The 24,227-nt window shown below is 65.1% G+C and carries 19 protein-coding genes; 16 read left to right on the top strand and 3 right to left on the bottom strand.

What is annotated here, in order from left to right; translation table 11 throughout:
• Positions 1–97: 97 nt before the first annotated feature.
• The 10 genes from EHV23_RS04865 (at position 98) to EHV23_RS04820 (ending at position 11,035) form a co-directional block, all read left to right on the top strand.
• Complete coding sequence (locus tag EHV23_RS04865) at positions 98–361, top strand: hypothetical protein (RefSeq protein ID WP_125094949.1); 264 nt, start codon at positions 98–100, stop codon at positions 359–361.
• A 43-nt stretch (positions 362–404) separates the two neighbouring features.
• On the top strand, positions 405–671 hold the full coding sequence (locus tag EHV23_RS04860; RefSeq protein WP_125094948.1) for a SemiSWEET family transporter: 267 nt from the start codon (positions 405–407) through the stop codon (positions 669–671).
• Between the two features lie 660 nt (positions 672–1,331).
• Positions 1,332–1,712 carry a heavy-metal-associated domain-containing protein gene (locus tag EHV23_RS04855; RefSeq protein ID WP_125094947.1) on the top strand — a complete coding sequence of 127 codons (381 nt, stop codon included), beginning with the start codon at positions 1,332–1,334 and terminating at the stop codon, positions 1,710–1,712.
• A complete protein-coding gene (locus EHV23_RS04850) occupies positions 1,684–2,439 on the top strand; it encodes a ferritin family protein (RefSeq protein ID WP_125094946.1) in 756 nt (251 codons plus the stop codon). The genes EHV23_RS04855 and EHV23_RS04850 overlap by 29 nt, the downstream gene beginning before the upstream one ends.
• A gap of 125 nt (positions 2,440–2,564) precedes the next feature.
• Complete coding sequence (locus tag EHV23_RS04845) at positions 2,565–3,092, top strand: hypothetical protein (protein WP_125094945.1); 528 nt, start codon at positions 2,565–2,567, stop codon at positions 3,090–3,092.
• Position 3,093: 1 nt separating this feature from the next.
• Entirely contained in the window at positions 3,094–3,813 is a 720-nt protein-coding gene (locus tag EHV23_RS04840; RefSeq protein WP_125094944.1) for a hypothetical protein, read from the top strand.
• Positions 3,814–3,904: 91 nt separating this feature from the next.
• Positions 3,905–4,621 carry a hypothetical protein gene (locus EHV23_RS04835; protein ID WP_125094943.1) on the top strand — a complete coding sequence of 239 codons (717 nt, stop codon included), beginning with the start codon at positions 3,905–3,907 and terminating at the stop codon, positions 4,619–4,621.
• A 4-nt stretch (positions 4,622–4,625) separates the two neighbouring features.
• The gene (locus tag EHV23_RS04830; protein ID WP_125094942.1) at positions 4,626–6,917 is read left to right on the top strand and encodes a heavy metal translocating P-type ATPase; all 2,292 of its coding nucleotides are present in this window, start codon (positions 4,626–4,628) and stop codon (positions 6,915–6,917) included.
• A gap of 533 nt (positions 6,918–7,450) precedes the next feature.
• Positions 7,451–8,848, top strand: coding sequence for a YncE family protein (locus EHV23_RS04825; protein WP_125094941.1), 1,398 nt, complete (start codon positions 7,451–7,453; stop codon positions 8,846–8,848).
• An 828-nt stretch (positions 8,849–9,676) separates the two neighbouring features.
• Positions 9,677–11,035 carry a YncE family protein gene (locus tag EHV23_RS04820; RefSeq protein ID WP_158615839.1) on the top strand — a complete coding sequence of 453 codons (1,359 nt, stop codon included), beginning with the start codon at positions 9,677–9,679 and terminating at the stop codon, positions 11,033–11,035.
• A gap of 167 nt (positions 11,036–11,202) precedes the next feature.
• On the opposite strand, the gene EHV23_RS04815 is transcribed toward EHV23_RS04820, so the two are convergent.
• Complete coding sequence (locus EHV23_RS04815) at positions 11,203–12,039, bottom strand: hypothetical protein (RefSeq protein WP_125094939.1); 837 nt, start codon at positions 12,037–12,039, stop codon at positions 11,203–11,205.
• A gap of 1,311 nt (positions 12,040–13,350) precedes the next feature.
• Positions 13,351–14,466 (bottom strand): YncE family protein, encoded by a 1,116-nt coding sequence (locus EHV23_RS04810; protein WP_125094938.1) that lies wholly within the window; start codon positions 14,464–14,466, stop codon positions 13,351–13,353.
• A 1,138-nt stretch (positions 14,467–15,604) separates the two neighbouring features.
• On the opposite strand from EHV23_RS04810, the gene EHV23_RS04805 reads away from it, so the two are divergent.
• The 5 genes from EHV23_RS04805 to EHV23_RS04785 all read left to right on the top strand — a co-directional run bounded on the left by EHV23_RS04805 (position 15,605) and on the right by EHV23_RS04785 (position 20,964).
• Entirely contained in the window at positions 15,605–16,936 is a 1,332-nt protein-coding gene (locus EHV23_RS04805) for a branched-chain amino acid ABC transporter substrate-binding protein (protein ID WP_238990280.1), read from the top strand.
• A gap of 2 nt (positions 16,937–16,938) precedes the next feature.
• The gene (gene livH / locus EHV23_RS04800; RefSeq protein ID WP_125094937.1) at positions 16,939–17,862 is read left to right on the top strand and encodes a high-affinity branched-chain amino acid ABC transporter permease LivH; all 924 of its coding nucleotides are present in this window, start codon (positions 16,939–16,941) and stop codon (positions 17,860–17,862) included.
• Complete coding sequence (locus tag EHV23_RS04795) at positions 17,862–19,346, top strand: high-affinity branched-chain amino acid ABC transporter permease LivM (protein WP_238990279.1); 1,485 nt, start codon at positions 17,862–17,864, stop codon at positions 19,344–19,346. The genes livH and EHV23_RS04795 overlap by 1 nt, the downstream gene beginning before the upstream one ends.
• A 14-nt stretch (positions 19,347–19,360) precedes the next feature.
• The gene (livG, locus tag EHV23_RS04790; RefSeq protein WP_125095524.1) at positions 19,361–20,143 is read left to right on the top strand and encodes a high-affinity branched-chain amino acid ABC transporter ATP-binding protein LivG; all 783 of its coding nucleotides are present in this window, start codon (positions 19,361–19,363) and stop codon (positions 20,141–20,143) included.
• 119 nt (positions 20,144–20,262) lie between these two features.
• Entirely contained in the window at positions 20,263–20,964 is a 702-nt protein-coding gene (locus tag EHV23_RS04785) for an ABC transporter ATP-binding protein (protein WP_125095523.1), read from the top strand.
• Positions 20,965–20,972: 8 nt separating this feature from the next.
• On the opposite strand, the gene EHV23_RS04780 is transcribed toward EHV23_RS04785, so the two are convergent.
• The gene (locus EHV23_RS04780) at positions 20,973–22,418 is read right to left on the bottom strand and encodes a TonB-dependent siderophore receptor (RefSeq protein WP_125094936.1); all 1,446 of its coding nucleotides are present in this window, start codon (positions 22,416–22,418) and stop codon (positions 20,973–20,975) included.
• A gap of 123 nt (positions 22,419–22,541) precedes the next feature.
• On the opposite strand from EHV23_RS04780, the gene tnpC reads away from it, so the two are divergent.
• Entirely contained in the window at positions 22,542–24,152 is a 1,611-nt protein-coding gene (tnpC, locus tag EHV23_RS04775) for an IS66 family transposase (RefSeq protein ID WP_125095522.1), read from the top strand.
• Positions 24,153–24,227: the final 75 nt, after the last annotated feature.

The following is a 24,227-nucleotide window of genomic DNA, read 5'->3' as shown; positions in this document are numbered from 1 at the left end:
TCCCCGGCACGACATCCCCGAAACACCGCAGTGCCGGCCCTGCACGCCCAGGCGGCAGCCGGCTCCTTCACCAACCCTCCTCTCTCCGGACTTCCCCATGCTGCTCACCGACAGGCAGACCCGCATTCTGGCCACCATCGGCACCCTCACGGCGGTATCGATGTATGTCTCCTACATCCCGCAGATCCAGATGAATCTGGCCGGTCACAAGGGCAGCGCGCTGCAGCCGCTGTGTGCCGCCATCAACTGCACGCTCTGGGTGATCTACGCCCTGTTCAAGCCACAGCGCGACATCCCGGTGGCGCTGGCCAACGCCCCCGGCATCCCGCTGGGCATCATCGCCTGCCTGACGGCCCTGTAACGGGGACCCACTGGACGCCCCCCGAACCGAACACCGACCGATCATGAAACTCTCCCAGAAATCCGCCAACATCCTCGGCACCATCGCCACCATCGCCGCCATCTGCATGTATGTGGCCTACCTTCCGCAGATCCAGATGAACCTGGCCGGCCACAAGGGCAGTGCACTGCAGCCGCTGGTGGCCTGCATCAACGGCCTGCTGTGGGTCATCTACGCGCTCTTCAAGAAGGGCCGCGACTGGCCGGTCACCATCTCGAACGCCCCGGGCTTCATCCTCGGCGGCATCACCTTCCTGACCGTGATTCTCTGAGCCGGCTGCCGGGCTGCCACAGCGCTGGCAGCCCCAAGGTGTTGCGAATGACGCAACGCGTTGTAGCCGACATCTGCATACGCCCTGCCGGACCATCAACGGCCCCAGGCGGCGTCATATCGCACCGGTCCGGCCTGTCGCCGGATCATCTGTGCGGCAACGGGTCTGCCTGACCAGGTTCTGCCTGATTAGCGCCTGCCCGGCGTCTGTCATGGCCATTTGCCCCACATCGCTCCGTACCGGGGTTCCGACAGGGCACGAGGCCAGATTTTCCTGCGATTGATTCGCAGCCAGCCGTGCGGGAAAAACGACAGTTGAATGGCGCGCCAGAAGCATTCCCATTTCTTCGTTTGAATTGCGTCAACCGCGCGCCAGCCGGCATGAATTCAGGCAAAATGCCAACCTCGGTGCTTCTGTCCGATGCCGGCCGGGCAAACGGCAGCAGCCCGATGGTTCCCCGTCGAACCACCGCTGTCTCTCCCGATCCACAGCGTGTCATGGACCTCTCCGTCCCGGGCACGCATTATCCCAAAGTCCTTTCCATACCCCCGAGCCAGCCGGGCCTTCGCCCGGGCCGGCCGGTGTCCCGGAAGGCTTCCGGCCGTTTCCGTTCCCTCACGCTATCCCACTGTTTGGCTGCACCCGTTGCGGCGCTCCTCCATGGCCACTGACCAGACCATCTTCACCCCGCAGACGCCCCCGGCCGTCGTGCTCGCCCATTTCTCGCCCTATCTCTCCATTGCCCATCAGGTGCCGGGCCGCATCCGCCTCAAGCTGGGCAAGGGCGCCCTCAGCGGCGTGAGCTTCGAGGGCGCGGACAACAAGTCCGACACCATCAATGCCGCACTCAAGCGCATCCGCGGCGTGAAGAACATCAGCTGGAACCTGCTGGCGCGCTCCTGCACCATCGAATACGATCCGGCGGTCATCCCCAACGCCGCATGGCCCGACCTGCTGGCCGGCACCGACAGCCCGGCCGCCCAGACCCTGCGAACCATTATGGACGAAGCCCATGAACACCTTCGCCACGCCGCGTCCTGACGGCGTGCCCGCCAGCACGGCACAGATCCTGTACGCGGCCCTGCAGGACGAGCACGCGGCCTGGGCGTACTACACCTCGGCGGCCGGTGCCTTCGGCAACCAGGCCCCATGGTCCACGCTGCTCACCACCACCCAGCAGCGCGTCACCACGCTGGGCAACCTGTGCCTGCAGTACGGCATTCCGCGCCCGGCCATGGACGCCCCCACCGCCCAGCCCATCACCGAGGGCTGGCGCGAGGCCATCGAGCGCGCCATGCAGGGCACGGTCGGCAGTGCGGCGCTGTACCAGCATCTGGTCACCGCCACCGTCGATCTGCCGCTGCGCCGCCAGCTCGAACGTCTGCAGTCCGACCTGCTCACCCGCAACCTGCCCACGCTGCAGCGTGCCTGGCAATCGGCCGTCGACCGCGAAAGCCTGCACGTTGCCCAGGGCATCGACCCGGCCCAGGCCCATGCCAGCCACGGCATCATCGGTGATGCCATGGAAGGGCTCTTCGCCCTGCTCACCCGTCAGGGCGGCTATCTGGGCTTCACCGGCACCGTGCTGAAGACGCTCAACCCCATGCTCGTGGCCGGTGCCCTGGTGGGCGGCCTGGCCGTACACGGTACCCGCCAGGCCGGCCGGCGGCGCACGCGCCGCTGCAGCACCACCACCTGCGACCTGTGCGCCGATGCACCGCTCAATCCCGACGAGGACGATACCCACGACATCAACGGCCTGAGCTGACCAACTGACCGCCCCCTGCCCGCGGGTTCGCCACCGGGCGCCTTTCGCTTTCGGGGCCTGCCAGACCGACTTCCCGTTTCTTTCACGATGCCCGCAGCGCCGGGCATTCCAGAATCCAGTCATTCATGTTTCCACTGCTTCCCCTCATCCTCGGCGCAGCCACCGGCGCTGCTGCCACCCAGCTGGCCCGCAGCAAGACCGTGCAGAACGGCCTGAAGCGCGCCGGTGCCGGCATCCGTGATGCCGCCAGCACCGGCTTCGACACGGTGAAGAAAACCGGCGCCCAGGTCCGACGGACGGTAGCCGACACACTGCGCCGCAAGAACCACGCAACCGGTGAAGACAGCACCGGTCCGGCCCTGCTGCTGCCGCCCCCGGCCCCCAGTGGCACCACCGGCCGCAAGGCACGCCGTGCCGCCCCCCATGATGCCGATACTCCCGGTGCCGATGACACCAATACCCGTCGCACCGGCACACGGGGCGCCGGTGTATCGGCCGGCACCAGCGAGGCGCTCGACGCCGCTGCCCGCAGCACCGGCGGCGAAGGGGGCAGCGCACGCCCCCGCCGCCCCCGCAAGAACAGCCTGGCCCACAAGGCCATGAACAAGAAGCCCCATCATCATCCCCAGCACAACGACTCGCAGGATGCCTGACGTGAACACGCCCCGATATCCCGCCTTTGCCGCCTCCGGCAGCCAGGCCTTCGCAGCCGGCGGCCAGCCCTTTGCACCAGGTAGCCAGCCTTTCGCAGCCATACCGAACGGCGCCCAGCGCCCGGTCCAGCCGGCGTCCATCACGCCCCGCACCGGCAACGGTCTGCCGCAAGGCCCGTTCCCGCTGCAGGTCCGGCCAGCCGGCAACCTGCCCGTGGCCCTGAACGGTGCCCGCCAGGCCCCCGCGTCACTCACCGGCACCGCCGTCGAAGACTTCTTCAAGGGCAGCATCACCACCGGGCTGCTGGCCACGCTGCAGCAGAAATCCCACCAGCCGCAGGGCCACCACGTGGCCGCCATTGCCGGCAAGCTCAACCGCACCACACTGCGCCTCGCGCTGCAGGGTGGCGTGGCGCTGGCCGCCGGCACCGCCTCGGCCCGGGCACTGCGCCAGTCCCGTCCCGGCGCCGCCCTGCTGGCCGCCGCCCTGGGCGCCGGTGGCGTGCTGCTGGCCGAACGCTACCTGAAGGATCGTCAGGCCGCTCCCCGCACCGAAGCGGTGGACCTGCCTGCCGATGACCCCATCAGCCTGGCCGAGGCCGCACTGGCACAGGCCGCTGCGCACGACGCGCCGGAAGTCAACTTCGAGGCAGCCGACAGCCCCCGCGCAAGCAGCGCCAGCGACATCGACGAAACCGAGGCAGCCACCCCCGCTGCCTGATCACCCCACACCACACCTTTTCACCGAATCACACCCCGTCACCCTCCCCCACCTCCGGGCCGGACGCTGACGGGCAACACGGAGTTTTCTCATGGGCAAGAACAAGCAGTATTCGCAGAACACCAACGACGGCAACTGGAACGGACAGAATGCCTTCAGTGGCCAGCCGGCCCAGAACGCCTTCAATGGCCAGCCCGACGCCAATGCGTGGCCCCAGCAGCAGGGCTTCGACAACGGCTACAACGCCGGCTTCGGCCAGCCATGGAACAACGGTTTCAACCCCAACGGCTTCAATGGCCAGCCCGGGTTCAACGGACAGCAGGGCTTTGCCAACCCGCAGCCGTTCAACGGCCAGAACGGTTTCAACGGGGGCTTTGCACCCAACGGCAACTTCAACCCCAACGGTTTCGGCGGGCAGCCCGCCTTCAACGGCCAGCCGGGCTTCAATGGCCAACCCGGGTTCAACGGACAGCAGAACTTCAATGGCCAGCAGCCGGTCCCGGGCTTCAATCCGCAAGCCTTCAACCCGCAGCAGGCCTTCAACCAGACCGGCGGCCACAGCGCATGGCAGAGCCTGGGCCTGTCGGGCCTGTTCGGCGGCAACCGCCAGACCGAGCAGTTCATCCTCGGCCTGCTGCTGGGTGGTGCCGCGGCCTATGTGCTGGGCGACCCGGAAAAACGTGCCAAGCTGATCCGCATGGCCATGAAGCTGTACGCAGGCGTGGCCGGCAGCGTGGAAGAATTCAAGGAACAGATTGCCGACCTGAAGGCCGAAGTGGCCGCCGAACAGGAAAACGGCGACGAGTGATCCCATGACCCAAGCCCAACAGCCCGATACCGGCCATCACGGGGGCTCCCCCACGCCTGCGCCGGCAGCCACCGGAAACAGCGTACCGCCCCGGCTGTTCGCCACGCTGTCGCTGGCGCACAAAAGCCATGGCCGCGTCCGCTTCCGCTACCAGCTGCCCGCCGGCTCGGCCGCCCTGGCGCCCAAGGCGCTCGAGCGCATCCTGCGGGACCTGCCCGGCGTGACCAGCGTGCGCCTGAACACCAAGGCCCGCTCGATCGCCCTCACCTACACCACCGGAAAGACCAGCCCCGCCCATCTGGAACGGGCGCTGCTCTGCCTGCCCGCCAGCCTGGCCACCGGGGCCAGCGGTGCCGCCATCCAGGCCGCCGCCCAGGAAAAGCACAACGCCGGCGAACATGTCCTGTCGGCCGGCGGCGACCTGCTGGCCAGTGCACTGCTGCTGCTGTCCACCAACAAGGTGCCGCAGACGCTGTCCAAACCGGCCACGCTGGCTGTCTCGCTGCCGCTCTACAAGGACGCCCTGCAGGACCTGTTCCGGGAAGGCCTGAACAACCACGTGCTGGAAGCCCTGGCCGTGGCCATCTCCACCGCCAGCGGCGACCAGATGGCGGCCAACGCCACGCTGTTCATGCTGGCGCTGGGCGAGTATCTGGAAGAATCCATCGCCCGCCGCTCGGATGACCTGCTCAAGCACCTGCTGCATCCCGATGCCGACAAGGTCTGGGTCGAGCGCGACGGCGAAGAGCACCAGATCCCTGCCGCCGACGTGCGCGTGGGCGACACCGTCATCTGCGCGGCCGGTGCCATCATTCCGGTGGACGGCACGGTGCTGGGTGGCGAGGCCACCGTCAACGAAGCCAGCATGACCGGCGAAAGCGTGCCGGTACCCCGTCACCGCGGTGATGCCGTGCTGTGCGGCACCGTCATCGAAGAAGGCCGCATCCGCATCTACGCCGAGCAGGTGGGCGCCGGCACGGCCAGTGCCCGCATCGCCAACTACGTGCAGCACGCCCTGCAGGCCAAGAGCGGCACCCAGCTGATGGCCGACCGGCTGGCCGACCGGCTGGTACCGTGGATCTTCGGTCTGGCCGGCGGCACCTGGCTGCTGTCGCGCGACTGGAAGCGCGCCGCCGCCGTGCTGCAGGCCGACTACGCCTGCGCACTCAAGCTGTCCACCCCGGTAGCCTTCAAGTCCGCCATGTACACGGCCGGACGCGATGGTGTGCTGTTCAAGGGCGGCGATGCACTCGAGCGCCTGTCGCAGGCCGACACCTTCGTCTTCGACAAGACCGGCACCCTCACCCGGGGCGCGCTGGTGGTCACCGACGTGCTGGCCTACGATCCGGAGTTCGACCCCACCGACGTGCTGGACATCGCCGCCTCCGTGGAAGAGCACTACTTCCATCCGCTGGCCCACGCCGTGGTGGAAGCCGCCCGCCGGCACAGCAACCGTCACTTCCCGCACGAGAAGGTCGACTTCATTGCCGCGCACGGCGTGGCCAGTGTCATCCAGGGCAAGCGCATCGTGGTGGGCTCGCGTCACTTCCTCGAAGATGACGAAGCCATCTCCATGGGCGACCACGAGGACGACATCCAGCGCCTGCAGGCCGAGGGCAAGACGCCGCTCTACATCGGCTTTGGCGGCAAGCTGCTGGGCATCATCGCCCTGAAGGACAGCGTGCGGGCCAACGCCGCCGAGACCATCGCGCGGCTGCGCAGCCTGGGCGTGAAGAAGGTCCTCATGCTCACCGGCGACCACGAGGTCCGTGCCCGCGAGCTGGCCCGCGAACTGGGGCTGGACGGCTACCACGCCCAGCTGCTGCCGCAGGACAAGGCCCGCATCCTCACGGAACTCACCGCCAGCGGCGCGAAGATCGCCTTCGTCGGCGACGGCATGAACGACGCCCCGGCCCTGGCCGGTGCCCACGTGGGCATTGCCATGCAGCGCGGCGCCGATCTGGCGCGGCTCACCTCCGACATCGCCCTGCTGGAAGACGACATTGCCCGGGTGGCCGATGCCAAGGCCATTGCCAACCGCACGATGAAGCAGATCGACACCAACTTCAAGCTCATCGTGGGGGCCAACACCGCCATCCTGGCGGCCGCAGCCACCGGCAGGCTCAGCCCGATCGCCACCTCGGTCCTGCACAACGGCAGCACCATCACCTTCCTGCTGAACGCCCTGCGGGGCGGCCTGCAGCCGGTGCCCGGCCTGAAGCGCAATCCGAAGCCTGCCCAGGCACCGCGCGCCCTGCCGGCGCCGGTCAACCACACCCGCGCAGGCAACGTCTGACCGACGCCCATACGGGCGTACCAGCCAGGGGGAGATACCGGTTTCCGCCAGTATCTCCCCCTGGGCACATCTTCCTCTTCCGCACCGGCGAGGCCATATCCTCACTCCGGTAGCGCGAGCGCCTTTGGCACATCTCCCTCTTCCTCACCGGTGAGGGGCGCCACCAGCCAAAGCCTGCCGTCACCCGCCGCCTCCCGGCGGTTTTTTTTGTTCCGGCGACGCATATATCGTTCGTTGCAGCAACCGGTCGGCGCAGCAATCCCCTGCCCAGAACACCGTGCCCGGTGCCCCGAACACAGCCGCCCCGTCTATCACACCTCATGACACTCCCGTAACGATATCCATATACGTTGAATGTCAATGAACATTATTCTCAATATGCACCTACAATGCCCCCTGATCTTTCGATCCCGTTACGGGGCATCATTCCTGCCCCGGTCCTTCCATGCTGGCCCCTGGCGCGTGTCATGGACTTATCCATCCATCTCCGCAACTTCCTCTTTGGGCTGGCCCCTATCCGGAGTTCCATCTTCATGAAACAAACCCCTGCCACGATTGCCTCCCACGGTCGCCTCAAGGGGGCTGCCTTCGCTGTTGCCCTGGCCACACTGGCCTTCGCCGCCGGCGCCCAGGCCCATGGCCTGACCCACCCGGTCAACCCCGACTATCAGGGCAGCGTCTCCATCGAGACTTCCCCCGTCTATCCCGGCAGCACCGTCGAGGTGGAAGGCAGCGACTTCAAACCCGGCCAGGAAGTGCGCCTGCTGAGCGATGGCAACAGCATCACCACCCAGCCCATCCTGCATGCCGACGCCGAAGGCAACTTCAAGGCCCAGGTTCCGGTTCCGCCCGAGTCGCCGGTGGGCATCCACCCGGTAGTCGTGCAGAGCGTCAACCCGGGCTATGCCGAAATCCTCGACTTCAAGATCTCGCCCAAAATCCCGTACTCGGCCACCAGCAGCTACGACATCCACCGTGCCGCGCTGAATCCAGGCCTCTATCAGGGCGCCTACAGCGCGAAGAACCACGCCATCTACGTCACCTCCGCCGTGGGCCGTCCGCCGGTCAAACAGTCGAGCCTGATGAAGGTCAACCCCTCCAGCCTGGCCATCGAAGCGCAGATCACCCCGGCCAGCACCGCCGATGGCAGGCAGCTGCAGGCCGTCTACGGCATTGCCGTGGATGACGAGGCCGGCACCATCTGGGTGGGCAACACCCGCACCGGCTCGGTAGCCGTCTACAACCAGGCCGACCTGTCGCTGGTCAAGCAGTTCGACGACAAGATCGCCCCGCACAACCACGGCGTGGCCGTCAATGGCAAACGCCAGCGTGCCTACGTGGCCGCCGATTCGGCCACCTACGTGAACGTGTTCGACACCGCCGCGCTCAAGGAGATCAAGCGCGTCGAGCTGCAGTCGCCCACCCGCACCAAGGCCCTGCCCGAGCCCATCTCGGTGGCCCTCGATGAAGCCGCCGGCAAACTGTACGTGGTGGCCGACACCGACCAGATCTACGTGATCGACGAGGCCACCCTGGCCATCGACAAGGTGTTCAACCTGAAGGGCGTCAAGGATGCCATGAGCGTGGCCGTCGCTCCCGAGGAAGGGCTGCTGTTCGTGGTCGGCCAGAGCACCGACAATGTGCAGATCCTGAACGCCGCCGACGGCACCGTGAAAGCCGATGTCAAGGTGGGTGCCAATCCACTGGCCGTCGTCTGGGAGCCGGTGCACAAACAGGCCTGGATCGCCAACCGCGCCTCGGATTCCGTGGCCGTGGTGGATACCAGCGGCAAGCTGGTGGCCAACCTGCCCGCCGGTTCGTATGCCAACCATGTGTTCACCGATGGCAAGGGCACGGTCTGGAGCCTGAACAAATCGCGTGGCGCCACCGACGCCACCGGCGACCACATCAGCCGCTTCGCGGCCAAATGAGCGAAGCTCATCAGGTCATCTGCGGCGCCGGTTACCCCCTGTGCCATCAGGGAATCCAGCACCCGATGGCCTGAATCCGGGCACATGGCCTGAAACCCGGTGACATGACCTGAGTCTGTCCCCCCGCCCAGAACCGGCCACATGGCCAGGAACCGGGCACACAGTCTGAACCGGGTCATGCCGCCCAGATCTGGGCACACGTACCAAAACCCGGGCACGCAACCTTCCCGCAAGATTTCGTGCCCGGGTTTTTTTGTTCTCCTGACGCGTGCCATGGACGCCTGACACGTGCCATGGACGCATTCGTCCCCAAGCCCCTTTGAGCATACAGGACAAGTCAGCAGGGCAGCGGAATCTTCAATGGCTCAGGGCCACCGCCAGTACCATGACGCCTACCCAAAGGGAGCTTCCCTCCACGCAGCTCCCAATGAGTCCATGACACGCACCAGATATCCATATGACTCGCAGGGATATAACACCCTGCCATCAATAATGGTAATGAACCTCATTTTGAAAATTGAGATACAATGCCGAACGTTCTGTAAGACATCATTCGTTCCCTGTCGGTGACGAATTCGTCATCCGGGCTCATACCCCTGCCCGGTGCATCGGCCCCTGAAGGTTCCGTACCCGAAGAGGCTGCAGAACAACCCCGCGGCCCCGCGCCATCCCTGCTCCAAACGGTATCGCTCTGCTACCGGCTGCGGGCCGCCTGTTTGTGATTCCTGTCTTTTGCTGTTCGTTGTTCTGTCTGTTTGTCGTTCCGTTTCCGTATCGGAGATTCATTGAATGAAAAAGCAAACCATTGACACTCGTTCCAGCGGTCAAATGAAGGGCGTTACCCTGGCCGTCGCACTGGCAGCCCTGGCCTTCAGTGCCGGTGTACAGGCCCGTGGCCTGACCCACCCGGTCGACCCCGATTACAAAGGCAGCGTTTCGGTCACCAACGCCCCCGTCTACCCCGGTGACACGGCCGAGGTCTCCGGCAGCGGCTTCAAGCCCGGCCAGGATGTCAAACTGCTGAGCGACGGTGACACCATCACCTCCCAGCCCATCCTGCGCGTCAATGCCGAAGGCAAGTTCACCGCCCAGGTCCCGGTCCCGCCCGAGTCGCCGGTGGGTCTGCACCCGGTGGTCGTCCAGACCGTCAACCCGGGCTACGCCGAAGTCATCGACTTCAAGATCTCCCCGAAAATCCCCTTCTCCATCAACCACGACTACAACATCAAGCGTGCCGCACTGAACCCGGGCCTCTATCAGGGTGCCTACAGCGCGAAGAACCACGCCGTCTTCGTCACCTCCGCCGTGGGCCGCCCGCCGGTCAAGGTGTCGAGCCTGATGAAGATCAACCCGTCGTCGCTGGCGCTCGAAGCCCAGATCGTCCCGGCCGCCACGGCTGATGGCAAACAGGTCGAGGCCGTCTACGGCATCGCCGTCGACGATGAAACCGACACCGTCTGGACCGGCAACACCCGCACCGGCGCCGTCGCCGTGTACAAACAGTCCGACCTGTCGCTGGTCAAGCAGTTCAACGACAAGATCGCCCCGCACAACCACGGCGTGGCCGTCGACGGCAAGCGCCATCGTGCCTATGTGGCTGCCCACGGCAAGAACTACATCAACATCTTCAACACCAGCACGCTGGAAGAGAAGACCCGTCTGGAACTGGTCTCGCCGACCCGCACCAAAACCACCCCGGCTCCGCTGTCCTTCGCCGTGGATGAGGCCAATGGCAAGCTGTTTGCCACCTCCACCACCGACCAGCTGTACGTGATCGACCAGGCCACCGAGACCATCGAGAAGGTCTACAACCTGAAAGGTCTGAAGGGTGCGATGAGCGTGGCCTACGCCCCTGAAGAGGGCCTGCTGTTCGTGGTCGGCCAGCAGACCGACAACCTGCAGATCCTCAACGCCGCCGACGGCACGCTGAAGTCCGACACCAAGGTCGGTGCCAACCCGCTGGCCGTCACGTGGGATCCGGTGCACAAGCGTGCCTGGGTGGCCAACCGTGCCTCCAACTCGGTGGCCGTGGTGGATGCCAACGGCAACCTGACGGCCAACCTGATGGGCGGTTCCTACGCCAACCACGTCTTCACCGACGGCAAGGGCGTGGTCTGGGCCCTGAACAAGTCGCGCGGCGCCACCGACACCACGGGCGACCACATCAGCCGCTTCTCGTTCAAGTGAGCTGATTCGGCACCGGGGCATGACAGGCCTGTCATGCCCTAACCGCCCGACACACACGTTGCCAGGCGATCAGCAAACGGGCTCATCTCCCCCGACTGCTGAACGACGAGAAGCCGGCCGATCTCGCGATCGTGCCGGCTTTTTTTCAATGGACGCCCGCCAAACCGTCAGTGCACGTCCTTCAGAATCATCTGCGTCTGGTCGGGCAAGGCCGTTGCGCCCCCATCGGCCGACCACAGGGATTTGGACACCGGCAGCGAGGTGGTGCTGCTGATGTGGAACTTGCCGTCAGCCCCCACCGTCACCTCGATGCTGCCGCCGGTGGCAACATACGTGTTGCGCTTCTGGTTGACATTCCCTTCATGCACGGCCACCCGGATGAAGGCCAGACGCGCCTGCTGCCCGGCGTTTTCCAGGGCGGCCCGGGTACCCACCAGCTGGTAGGTGCCAGCGCTGCGGCCGGTAAAATCGATCTGGATGGCGCTCTGGTAGCTGACCACGGCACCGTTCGTGCCGCTGCCAGCGGACCCCGTGGCACCTGCGGTCGTGGTGCCCGTGGTGCCCACGGTTCCAATGGTGCCGGTGGTACCCGTGGCTCCGGAATTGCTGGATGCGCTGCCCGTGGCTACCGTGGTGTCGGCACTACTGCTGTTACCGGTATCGGTGCTGCTGGACGCGGTGGCCGAACCATTGCCGCCCGTGCTGCCGTTACCATTGACGGTGGCCACGAACAGTTTGCCTTCGACCAGAACGGAGGTTTCGGTGCGGGCGTTGCCGGGCTGGGCCGATGCCTGCTTCGAGCTGCCGGAACGCACGAATTTCATGCCGGCCAGCTCCCAGTAGCTGCCGGGCAGCACGAGGTTGCCGTTGCTGCCACCACCACCGCTGTTGTTCTGCGGGGTATTGGCGTCACCACCGCCGGAGGAGCCGCCACCGCAGGCGACCAGCAGTGCGGCCACGCTGGCCGACAGGACGATACCCGACACCGTACGCTTGTGCATCATGTCTTTGCTCCGGGGTTTTGTGTTCGGCGTTCATCCATCGGGGCATGGTGTGATGGATGCCTGAAAAGGGGCGCGGGACATGGATGGCCACACACAACCGCCCATGTCCCGCGGTGGAAAGACAGACCCTGTCTCTCCCAAGGACTCGGGGGCGATCATACGGGGGTAACGGGGGCACTGCGCGGCAATTGTTCCTTCTTTGCCGGCTTTTCCTGCCGGGCGGCGGGCGGCAGGGGATTACCGGCGGGAGCACCATTGAACGCAGGTGCTCAAGGCCACGGGTAATCCCCCCGGTCGGGATTTCAATTCATGAAAGATGGCTTGCGACTGGGGCCTCAAGTCATGGAAGACGACTTCGGGTGAGGCGGCACGGGGAGGGGGAGACTCTTGCGGCTCATACGCTCACTGAAGCTTTGTTGCCCACGACCTGCGTCGTGGTCAACAAACCTTCAGCGCTATAACACTTTCCGACAACCGGGGCTACGCCCCGCCTGTCAGAAAGTCGTTCACGCGTACCGCGAAATCGCCGCAAGAGCCTCCCCCTCCCCGCACCGCTTCGCGAGCCCGCACATCGCGACTTCGACCAGATTGGTTGAATTTCTCTTGAGCATGGGTTGCCCTCCTCTGAGGAGGTTCTGCAAAAGTCTGCCAGTGCGTTGGATCCAGGATCGGGATAAGTTTTCAGTTGCCAAACGGCGATTCCAGCCTTCACGCCACCCACACTGACCCGCGAAGCCCCTCCTTCGACAGGCAAGGGTGTGCGCCTTTCGAGAATCCTGAACAGACTGGAGCACTGACCCAATAAAGCCGTGAGGAAATACACCACCCTGGTCTGCTCTGCAAAGGAAGAGAATGCCTTTCCCCGGGCTGGAGCCGCCCCTTCCTGAGACAAGCGCCCCGGAGCGGGATGCCACTGCGGCGATTTCGCAGTACGCGTGAACGACTTTCTGACAGGCGGGGCGCAGCCCCGGTTGTCGGAAAGTGTTTTAGCGCTGGAGGTTTGTTGACCACGACGCAGGTCGTGGGCAACAAAGCTTCAGTGAGCGTATGAGCCGCAGGGGCATACCGGTCCGGGGCGCGTGCTCCAACGGAGTCGTCTTCCATAAAACCCGTACCGTCACATCAAAATCACCCACCGCATCCCGACGCCCCCGCAGCGAAGTCGCTTTCCATGGAGCCTCACACACCAGCGACATAAAGAAACGGGCCTCCGCACATTTCTGCACAGAGGCCCATTTGTGAGAGCAGGACTGCAAAAACAGCCCCTTGCAGGCAGCCGTTCAGCCCGGCCAACCGCTCAGCAGACGTTCATCAGAACGCAATGCGTGCCACACTTTCCTTCTGGTCCTGCGACACGTCACGCCCGTTCTTGATGGTCACGTAGACGGTACCGGTTTTCTTGTCCAGCGCCAGGCTGTTCGGGTGCGTGGGCAGCGAAACCGTTTTCAGCACCTTGCCGGTCTTCGCATCCAGCACCGTCACATCACCCGATGCGCGGTTCGACACATAGGCGCGGCTGCGCTCGGCATCGACCAGCAGCGCAATCGGCTGCTTGCCACTTTCGACCGAAGCGGTCACCTGACCATTGCTCGGGTCGATGATCGCCACCTGATTGCCCTTGCTGCGCGGCGTGTACTGGAAGCCCTCACGCACGCGTTTCTCGTTCAGCTTGTCGAGCCCCTCGTCCACGGCCAGCACACGGCCATTGGCCGAATCGAAGGCCACATTCAGCATCTGGTCGACCGGCACCTCGAACTTGTTGGTGATGGCCAGCGTGGCGGCATCCACCTCATACAGCTGACCCACCAGGTTCGACACATACACCTTGCCGGCCTGCTCGTTCAGCGCAATGCCAGTTGCTCCATAGCCAAAGCCCTGCACGACCTTGTCCAGCTTGAGCGTGTCGGTGTCCACCACCTGCAGCGTGCTCTTGCCCTTGTAGTCCATACCCGGCAGCAGCAGACGATGGTTGGCCTTGTCCAGCACGATTTCGCGGACTTTCTTCTCCAGCGGCACGGTGGCCAGCGTCTGGCCGGACGTGGTGTCCACCACCAGCACCGACGGGCCACGGGTGTCGGCCACATACAGACGGTGGGCCTCATCATCCAGTGCCAGGCCGAAGGCCGGGGCAGCCAGCGGGAACTCGCCCTTCACGGCCAGCGTCTTCGGATCCAGCTTCAGGATTTTCGGCGGATTGGCGTTTGTGTCGAAACCGCCGGCCGAGGCCACATAGACCACGTCATCGTTCGCCGAATAGGCCACTTCGTAGAGCTGGGGGCCGACTTCCTGGCGCGTGACCTGCTCCTGACCCAGCACCGACTTGACACTGCCCATGGTGGACTGGGCGACATCCTGCGTGGCGGCACAACCCGACAGGGCGGCGGCAACGGCCAGTGCGACAAGGGAAGAAACCCGGAATGCTTTCATTGGATGAATCCTCTGTAAAAGGCAAAACAGAAACCGTGCCGGCATACCGGGCGGGATAGCCAGAGCGTCGCAGCGCAGGATCGAAGGACAGGGAGGAAGACGCTATCGACAGAAAACCCCGCAGCCAGCAGGGCCTCCATGAGTGACGGGAACCCCATGGGGGTGTCCGTCATGCCGAAGCCTTCCCGGAAGTGGCCCGTCTCCAGCGGCGGCAGTCAGCACAGAGCATGCCAACGATCACAGCAAGGGGGCTGACCGTCGGCACCGCATGAATGATAGATGAACTCAAATAGGAATGCTTCGCATAACCTTGTTTATCATGGTATCAAATCGCTGGTGGTACGGGTAATCCCTGATGCCTGCATTCCGCCGTACCGTTGCCTCATCATGCCATCCAGACGGATCACTACAGCCCCGTCATACCAGCCCGACGGCCACATTCCGATGCCTCCTGGCAGCAGGCGGGAGCGTCCCGTAGCAGGCGGGAGTGTCGCTGGCTCGAGAGAATCCAGAGCGGGCGGCGCAGGAGCGTCCCGTGGCTGGCAGGGGCGTCCTGCGGCAGGCGGGAGTGCTCCATGTCAAGCAGGAACGTCCCATAGCCTCGTGCATCCCTCCCCTGAACACGTTCAGGCAGCAGCAACGATGCCTCCGGATTTTCCCTGATAGCCCACATCCACGATGCGGTTACGCTTTGTGCGCGGCGGCACCCGATATATAGTTCACACTTTCATATTTCGTGAGGCGGCCATGTGCGGCCTCACGGCCAGGGAATCTCCATGAAAGTCTGCGGGCACTGGCCGCAGGGCTTTTTGGGGGGCTCCCCGGCACCGGCAGCAGCCGCCACCCGCGAGTCCTGCCGCCGGTCCGGGCATGCGACAGCCGAACGGACACCCCGGTCCTGTCGTGGCGCCATCTGGCCGTTGCTGCATCCGCCCCGGATGTGCCCCCTACCCCACGGCACCGGCGGACGGGCAACGCCTTGTCTTCAGCCACGATATTCATCATGCCCCCGCAGGGCAGCAGCCGCTTGCCGGCCTGCCAGCCAGTCTCCGGCCTGCCGTCGTACGGACTGGACTGCGCCACGCATCCCTTCGGTGACGCGCGGCGTTCATGGCGGGACATGCCGGGAGAGATATTCATGAAATTCGCACCGTTCGCCCATACAACTGCCCCAAAAGCCCATACAACAGTCCGTTGGACTGCAGCCCGTGCGGCCGCTTCCGCCACCCCTTCCTTCCCGGCCGGGGCAGCCTGCACCAGCCGTCTGACCAGCACCATCGCAGCCCTGCGCAGCCGCACCAGCGGTCTGGCCGGTGCCGGCACCAACACTTTCACAGCCCCCCTCACCGCAGCACGCCAGACCGCGCTGGCCGCCGCCATCGCCCTCTCCACCCTTGCTGCGCTCTCCCCCGCCCACGCGGCCGACACGCTGCGCATCGGGCTGGCCGGTCCCACCACCGGTCCGGTGACCCAGTACGGCAACATGGTGCGCGAGGGCGCCATCACGGCCATCGAGCAGATCAATGCCGCCGGCGGCGTGAATGGCCAGCAGCTGGAGGCCGTGGTCATCGACGATGCCTGCGAACCCAAGCAGGGCCCCATCGCCGCCAACCGCGCCGTCAACGAGGGCATCCATTACGTGATGGGCCATGTCTGCTCGGGGGCCACCATTGCGGCCGCGCCCATCTACGACGAGGAAGGCGTGCTGATGGTCACCCCCTCGGCCACCGCCCCGGCGCTGACCGACGGCAAGAACTACCAGTACATCTTCCGCGTCACCGGCCGCGATGACCAGCAGGGGCCGGCCGCCGGCGAGTACATCCTGAAGGTGGCCAAACCGGCCCGCGTGGCCATCCTGCACGACAAGCAGTCGTACGGCCAGGGCATTGCCAGTGCGGTGCGCGACACGCTGAAAAAAGGCGGGGTGGAGCCGGTGCTGTTCGAGGGCATCAATGCCGGCGATGCCGACTACTCGGCCATCATCACCAAACTGCGCGCGAACAAAATCGATTTCGTCTACTACGGCGGCTATCACCCGGAAATGGGCCTGCTGCTGCGCCAGGCGGCCGAACAGGGCGTGAAGGCCCGCTTCATGGGGCCGGAAGGCGCCGGCAACCCGGACATCAACGCCATTGCGGGTGATGCGGTGGAAGGCATGCTGCTGACGCTGCCCAAAGATTTCTCCACCGATCCGGCCAACGCTGCCATCGTCAAGGCCTTCGAGGCGAAGAAGCGTGATGCCAGCGGGGCCTTCCAGCTCACCGCCTACGCGGCCGTGCAGGCCATCGCCGAAGGCATCAAAGGTGCCGGCAGCGACGATCCGGAAAAGGTGGCCGAATGGCTGCACGGCCATACGGTGAAGACCCCGGTGGGCGAGCTGAAATGGACGACACAGGGTGATCTGGAGCACTACCCGTACGTGGTCTACACCTGGCACAAGGACGGCAGCAAGACCCCTGCTGCCCAGTGAGCATGTCCGAATACCTTCCTCAGATCATCCAGCAGGGTTTCAACGGCCTGTCGCTGGGCGCCATCTATGCGCTGATCGCCATTGGCTACACGATGGTGTACGGCATCATCGGCATGATCAACTTCGCCCACGGCGAGATCTACATGATCGGCGCCTATGTGGGACTGGTCACGCTCACGGCCGTGGGTACCCAGGGCAGCGTGCCGCTGCCCCTGCTCATCGGCCTGATGCTGGTCGCGGCCATGGCCGTCACCGCCCTGTACGGCTACAGCGTGGAGCGCATCGCCTACCGGCCGGTGCGCGGCGGGCCACGGCTGGTGGCCCTCATCTCGGCCATCGGCATGTCGATCTTCCTGCAGAACTGGGTGACGCTGGGCCAGGGCTCGCGTGACATGGCGGTGCCCACGCTGATCGCCGGCGGCATCGACATCCCGTTCGGCAGCTTCGACGTGACGCTGTCGTGGTCGCGGTTGCTGATCATCGCCGTCACGGTGGTGCTGATGGCGGTGCTGGCATATTTCATCCGCCATTCACGCATGGGCCGGGCCTCGCGGGCCTGTTCGCAGGACATGCGGATGGCCCAGCTGCTGGGCATCGACACCCACCGGGTGATTGCCTTCACCTTCATGCTGGGAGCCGTGCTGGCGGCCGTGGGCGGTGTGCTGATTGCCATCACCATCGGCAAGCTCAATCCCTTCATCGGCTTCATTGCCGGTATCAAGGCGTTCACGGCGGCGGTGCTGGGCGGCATCGGCAGCATTCCCGGTGCCATGCTGGGTGGCCTGCTGCTGGGGCTGGCCGAAACCTTCGCGGCGGCCTTCATCTCGGCGCAGTACAAGGACATCGTGGCCTTCGGCCTGCTGATCCTCATTCTGCTGTTCCGCCCCAGCGGCCTGCTGGGCAAGCCCGAAGTGGAGAAGGTCTGATGAACACGACATCTCCTGCCGCCGGTCGCAACGGCGAGGCCGCGCACGATTCCGCAACCACGCGGCCCACAGGCAATGCCACCGATACCGGCACAACCGGTACTGGCACAACCGGCACGACCAGTGCGAAAAACGATAAAAAATGGATGGGTGCGGGTACGACCGGTGTGGGCACAACCGGCACGGGTACGACCGGTGTGGGCACAACTGGTGTGGTGCTATCGTCCGGTGGCGCCAGTACGCTGAAGAACGCCCTGCTCGCCACCCTGGTCACGGCCGGGCTGACCACGCCCATTCTGGGCCTGCAGCTGGTGCGCGAAGGGGCACGCACGCACATCGAGGCACACTGGGGCCTGGTGCTGGCTGCCTGCGCCGTGGTGTTCGTCATCCAGCTGCTGCGGCCGGCGCTGGCACGGCTCGCCACGGGCCTGCGCAGCCGCGTCCGCGTACCGGGCAGCGAACGGCTCACCTTCATCCATCGCACGCCCACCGGCCAGCGCGTGCTGATCCTGCTGCTGGTGGTGCTGGCCGCGGTCTGGCCGTTCTTTGGCAGCCGCAATCAGGTCGACATCGCCACCATCGTGCTCATCTACATCATGCTGGCGCTGGGGCTGAACATCGTGGTCGGCTTTGCCGGCCTGCTCGACCTGGGCTTCGTGGGCTTCTATGCGGTGGGAGCCTACACCTATGCGCTGCTGCACCAGTGGCTGGGCTGGGGTTTCTGGCAGGCGCTGCCCGTCTCCGGGGCCATGGCGGCGCTGTTCGGCTTTTTGCTGGGCTTTCCGGTGCTGCGGCTGCGCGGCGATTATCTGGCCATCGTCACGCTGGGCTTTGGCGAGATCATCCGGCTGCTGCTGGTCAACCTCACCGACTGGACCGGCGGGCCGGATGGCATTGCCGGCATACCCAAGCCCACGGTATTCGGCTACGAAATGACCCGCCGGGCCAGCGAGGCCGGCGCCCAGACCTTCCACCAGCTGATGGGCTGGAAATATTCCAGCCAGGACATGGTCATCTACCTGTACCTGATGGCCCTGGTGCTGGCGCTGCTGACGCTGTTCGTGTCCAGCCGGCTGGTGCGCATGCCGGTGGGCCGCGCCTGGGAGGCCCTGCGCGAGGATGAAATCGCCTGCCGCTCGCTGGGGCTCAACCCCACGCGCATCAAGCTGTCGGCCTTCACGCTGGGCGCCATGTTCGCCGGCTTCGGCGGCGCCTTCTTTGCGGCACGGCAGGGGCTGGTCAATCCGGAGTCCTTCACCTTCATCGAGTCGGCGCTGATCCTGGCCATCGTCGTGCTGGGCGGCATGGGCTCGCAGCTGGGGGTGATTCTGGCCGCCATCATTCTCACCGTCCTGCCCGAAATGGCCCGCGAGTTTTCCGACTACCGCATGCTGCTGTTCGGCCTGGTGATGGTGCTGATGATGATCTGGCGCCCGCAGGGCCTGCTGCCGGTCAGACGCCCGCACGTGGAGCTGACACGATGAGCACCCGTGACGAGATGCGGGACGCACACCCGCACGCTGCGCTGCTCGACGTGTCCGGTCTGACCATGCGCTTCGGCGGCCTGCTGGCAGTGGACCAGGTGTCGCTGGCCGTGGGGCGCCACGAGATCTTTGCCATCATCGGCCCCAACGGGGCGGGCAAGACCACGGTGTTCAACTGCATCAGTGGCTTCTACAAGCCCAGCAGCGGGCGCATCCGGCTCGATGGCCAGGACATGGCGGGCCGGCCCAGCCACGTCGTGGCCTGTCACGGCGTGGTGCGCACCTTCCAGAACGTGCGGCTGTTCAAACAGCTGACCGTGCTGGAGAACCTGCTGGTGGCCCAGCACACGCAGGTAAAGAGCGGGCTGCTGGCGGGCCTGCTGCGCCTGCCCGCCTACCGCCGAGCCGAAGCCGAGGCCATCGACCGTGCGGTCCGCTGGCTGGACTTCATGGGCCTGCACGCCTATGCCAACCGCGAGGCCGGCAATCTGGCCTACGGCCACCAGCGCCGGCTGGAAATTGCCCGCTGCATGATCACCCGCCCCCGGCTGCTGATGCTGGACGAACCGGCCGCCGGCCTGAACCCGCAGGAAAAGGTGGACCTGCAGGCGCTGATCCGCCGCCTGCGCCACGAATTCGACGTGGCCGTGCTGCTGATCGAACACGACATGAGCCTGGTGATGAACGTCTCCGAACGCATTCTGGTGATGGAACACGGCGCGCCGATCATGACCGGCACGCCCGAAGCCGTGCGCAACGACGAACGGGTCATCAAGGCCTATCTGGGAGAGGCATGATGGTGGCAGACATGCATACCCCGCCGGTGGACACGGGCACGCCCGGCGCCCACGACACGGCATCGACAGCCAGCTGCACGTCGTCCACAAAGGGGGCGTCTTCCGCAACCGGCACCCCCATGCTGGAATTCACCAATGTCAGCACCTTCTACGGCCCCATCCAGGCGCTGGACGGCGTGAGCCTGTACGTGAACGCCGGCGAGATCGTCACGCTGATCGGCAGCAACGGCGCCGGCAAGACCACGCTGCTGATGACGCTCTGCGGCAACCCGCGCGCCCGCAGCGGCCAGATTCGCTTCGAGGGCCGGGACATCACGGCACTGGACACGCCGCAGATCATGCGCAACGGCATTGCCATTTCCCCCGAGGGTCGGCGCGTGTTTGCCGACATGACGGTGACCGAAAACCTGCAGATGGGCGGTTTCTTCCAGAGCCGCGAAGCCATCGAGGCCGGACTGAAACACGCCTTCGGCCTTTTTCCGCGCCTGCGCGAACGGGCGCACCAGCGCGCCGGCACCATGTCGGGTGGCGAGCAGCAGATGCTGGCCATCGGCCGTGCGCTGATGAGCCAGCCCCGTCTGCTGCTGCTGGACGAGCCCACGCTGGGGCTGGCCCCGCTGATCATCGCGCAGATTTTCGAGATCATCCAGAAAATCCGCGCCGAGGGTGTCACCGTCTTTCTGGTGGAACAGAACGCCAACCGTGCCCTGCAGCTGGCCGACCGTGGCTATGTACTGGAAAACGGCCGGATCGTGCTGCAGGACACGGGATCGAACCTGCTGGCCAACGAAGAGGTTCGCAAGGCGTATCTGGGTGTGTGAGGATCAAATCAGAACAGATACTTGAAGGTCAGCAGATACGTGCGCGGCATGCCCGGCGACACCACGTTTTCGTTGATGGCACCCACATAGTAGGTGCGGTCGAACAGGTTCTTCACGCCCAGCGTGACCCTGAAGTCGTGCCCGGTATACGCCACCGACAGATCGGCCAGCGCGTACGACGGCAGGTCGTACGACACATCGCCTTTCTGCGTGCCCACATACCGGCCGCCCAGCCCCACCGACACGGCAGGCAGCGCCGGCACGCGCCAGTCGGCCCACAGGGCCAGCACGTGCTTGGCCGTCATTTCCACCGGCTTGCCCACCAGCGACGCATTGGTGTCGGCCGTGACCTCCGCATCGATGAAGGTGTAGGCCCCCACCAGGTTCAGCCCGTTGCCCAGATCGACCCCGGCTTCCAGCTCCACGCCACGCGCGCGCTGCTCACCCACCTGGATGTTGAAGCCTTCATTGTCGGGATCGGACACACTGACGTGCTGGCGCCGCAGGTCGAACACCGCCACCGAGCCATTCACGCCGCCCAGCACATACTTCAGCCCCACCTCCTTCTGGTTGGCCGTTTCGGGCACGAAATAGCGGCCCTGCGCATCCTGCCCGCTCACCGGCAGAAACGAGCGGCTGTAGCTGGCATAGGCGGCCCAGCCCGGACGAAACTCGTACGACACCCCGGCCGAACCGGTCGTGTCGTGATCCTTCTGCACCCGTCGCACACCGGTCAGACGGTTGTCGATGTCGTCGCGCGAGCGCTCGTGACGCAGACCCGCCACCACCGTCCAGCGATCATCCAGCCTGATCTGGTCCTGCGCATACAGCCCGGCCACCGTCAGCTTCGACGGGTTGTTGCGCTCGTAGCGCGCATTGCAGGTCACCGGCATGCCATACACCGGCGCATACAGGTTCAGCGCCGCAATGGTGCAGCGGCGCGTCGTCATGTGGCTGTGGCCGGTGCGTGCGTCCAGCCCGGCCACCACCTGGTGCTTCATTCCCCAGGCTTCAAAGGGCATCAGCAGCGAGGTGTCGGTGGCCGTCAGGTCATAATCCAGCTCCTGCCGGGTGCCGCGCCGGTTCTGCAGCCGCTGGTTGGCCTGCAGCCGCAGCAGCGACACGAAATTGCCATGGCCCTTTTCCTTCTCGTGACGCACGTTCTGCCGCAGCGTCATGCCATTGGCAAAACGGTGCTGCAGGTTGTAGCCCACCGTGTACTGCTCCACATCATAGGCACCCAGCGACGGATCTCCCGTAAACATCCGCGGTGACACCGGCCCGTTGGGATTGGCCAGCAGCGTGCCATACGGCGACGAACCCTGCTGGCGAATCCACGTACTGTGACTGTAGGTGCCGAACAGCACGAAGTCCGTATGGGTGCGTATTCCGATGATCGTGACCGACGATTCCGGCATCGTGACCGGTGATTCCGGTGATCGTGACCGTTTCACTCATGGATTTGCCCCGCGGGCAACCGGAAAATCTCCTGATGGCAGGCAGCGGCCAATACCGGCATACTGTGCCCCATGAACCGGCCCGCTTCCCCTGCAGAACTCACCGCTGACATCGCGCACATGGATGCGCAGCAGCTGCGCGAGTTCACCGCCTCGCTGATGCAGCAACTGCAGCAGCAGGCGGACGATCTGTGCCAGAAGCAGCAAATTCTCGAACAGCAACAGCGGGAACTGGCTCAGCGCGACGAAAAAATCCGCTTCACCACGGTCGAGAACGAAAAGCTCAAGGTCGAGCTGGCGTACCTGCGCCGCATCCGCTTCGGCAAAAAGAGCGAGAAGCTCGCCGGCATCCAGGGACTGCTGTTCGAAGAGGCCATCGACGAGGATCTGGCCACGGTCGAGACACAGCTTTCCAGATCGGCGCCCCGCGAGGAAAAGCAGTCCCATCGCCAGCCCAAACGCCAGCCCCTGCCGCCGGGGCTGCCACGTACCGAGATCCGTCACGACCCGGCCAACAGGAGCTGCCCCTGTGGCTGCGCACTCAAACACGTGCGCGATGACGAGAGCAGGAAACTGGGTTACGTCCCGGGTACCTTCTTCGTCGAGCACCACAAGCGTGGCATCTGGGCCTGCCCGAACTGCGAACGCATCGAACAGGCCCCGATGCCGCCGTGCATCATCGACAAGGGGATCGCCACCCCGGGGCTGCTGGCGCACGTGCTGGTCAGCAAATATGGCGATCACCTGCCGCTGTACCGGCAGGAAGCCATCTATGGCCGGGCGGGTCTGACGATTGCCCGTTCCACGCTGGGCAGCTGGGTGGGCCAGTGTGGCGTGGCGCTGCAACCGCTCGTGGATGCCCTGCGCAGGGAATTGCTCGAACAGGGCGTTCTGCACGCCGACGAAACCCCCATCAGGATTCTGGCTGCCCCCAAAGAGGGCAGGAAGGCCGGCAAGGGCTGGCTGTGGACCTTCGTGCCCGGGGAGAAAGAGGCCATCCGGGCGGTGGTCCACCACTTCAGCGACAACCGGGCCGGTGAGAACGCCCGGGGCTTTCTGGATGACTGGAAGGGGGCGCTGGTCTGCGATGACTTTGGCGGCTACAAGAAGGGATTCCGGCAGGGCATCACCGAGGTGGGCTGCATGGCGCATGCCCGGCGCAGGTTCCACGATCATTGGGTCCACAGCGAAAGCCCGATGGCTGAAGAGGCGCTGGGTTACATCAAATCGTTCTACGCCTTCGAGGCAAGGATCCGCGATCTGGACATCGAGCAGCGCACCGCACTGCGGCAGCGGGAACTCAAACCCCAGATCGATGCTTTCTTCACCTGGCTGGGCCTGCAACGGCAGAAGGTGGCCAACGGCACCAAACTGGCCAAAGCCATCGACTACAGCCTCAAACGCCAGGCCGCATTGATGCGCTTTCTGGATGACGGGCGGCTGCCCATGGACAACACGCACGCCGAGCGGCAGCTGCGGCCGGTGGCCGTGGGTCGTCACAACTGGCTGTTCACCGGCTCGCTGCGGGCTGGCCAGCGTGCGGCGGCCATCATGAGCCTGATTCAGACGGCGAAACTCAATGGTCACGACCCATTGGCATACCTGACCGATGTGCTGGCGCGGCTGCCGACTCACCCTATGAGTCGGATCGGTGAGCTGCTGCCGCACCAATGGGAGCCGCCGGTGCAGCAAGATGTGCCGACCGCAGCAGAGCCCACTCCCAGCACGTAGCAGTGCTGCGTACATCCACAGTTTTACCGCCTGAACGCCAAAACAGGTGTCCACTTGATTTAGGTGGACACCTGT

The sequence above is a fragment of the Lautropia dentalis genome, assembly GCF_003892345.1.
In the GTDB taxonomy this organism is placed as follows: Bacteria; Pseudomonadota; Gammaproteobacteria; order Burkholderiales; family Burkholderiaceae_E; genus Lautropia; species Lautropia dentalis.
This window is presented reverse-complemented; position numbering and strand designations above follow the sequence as displayed.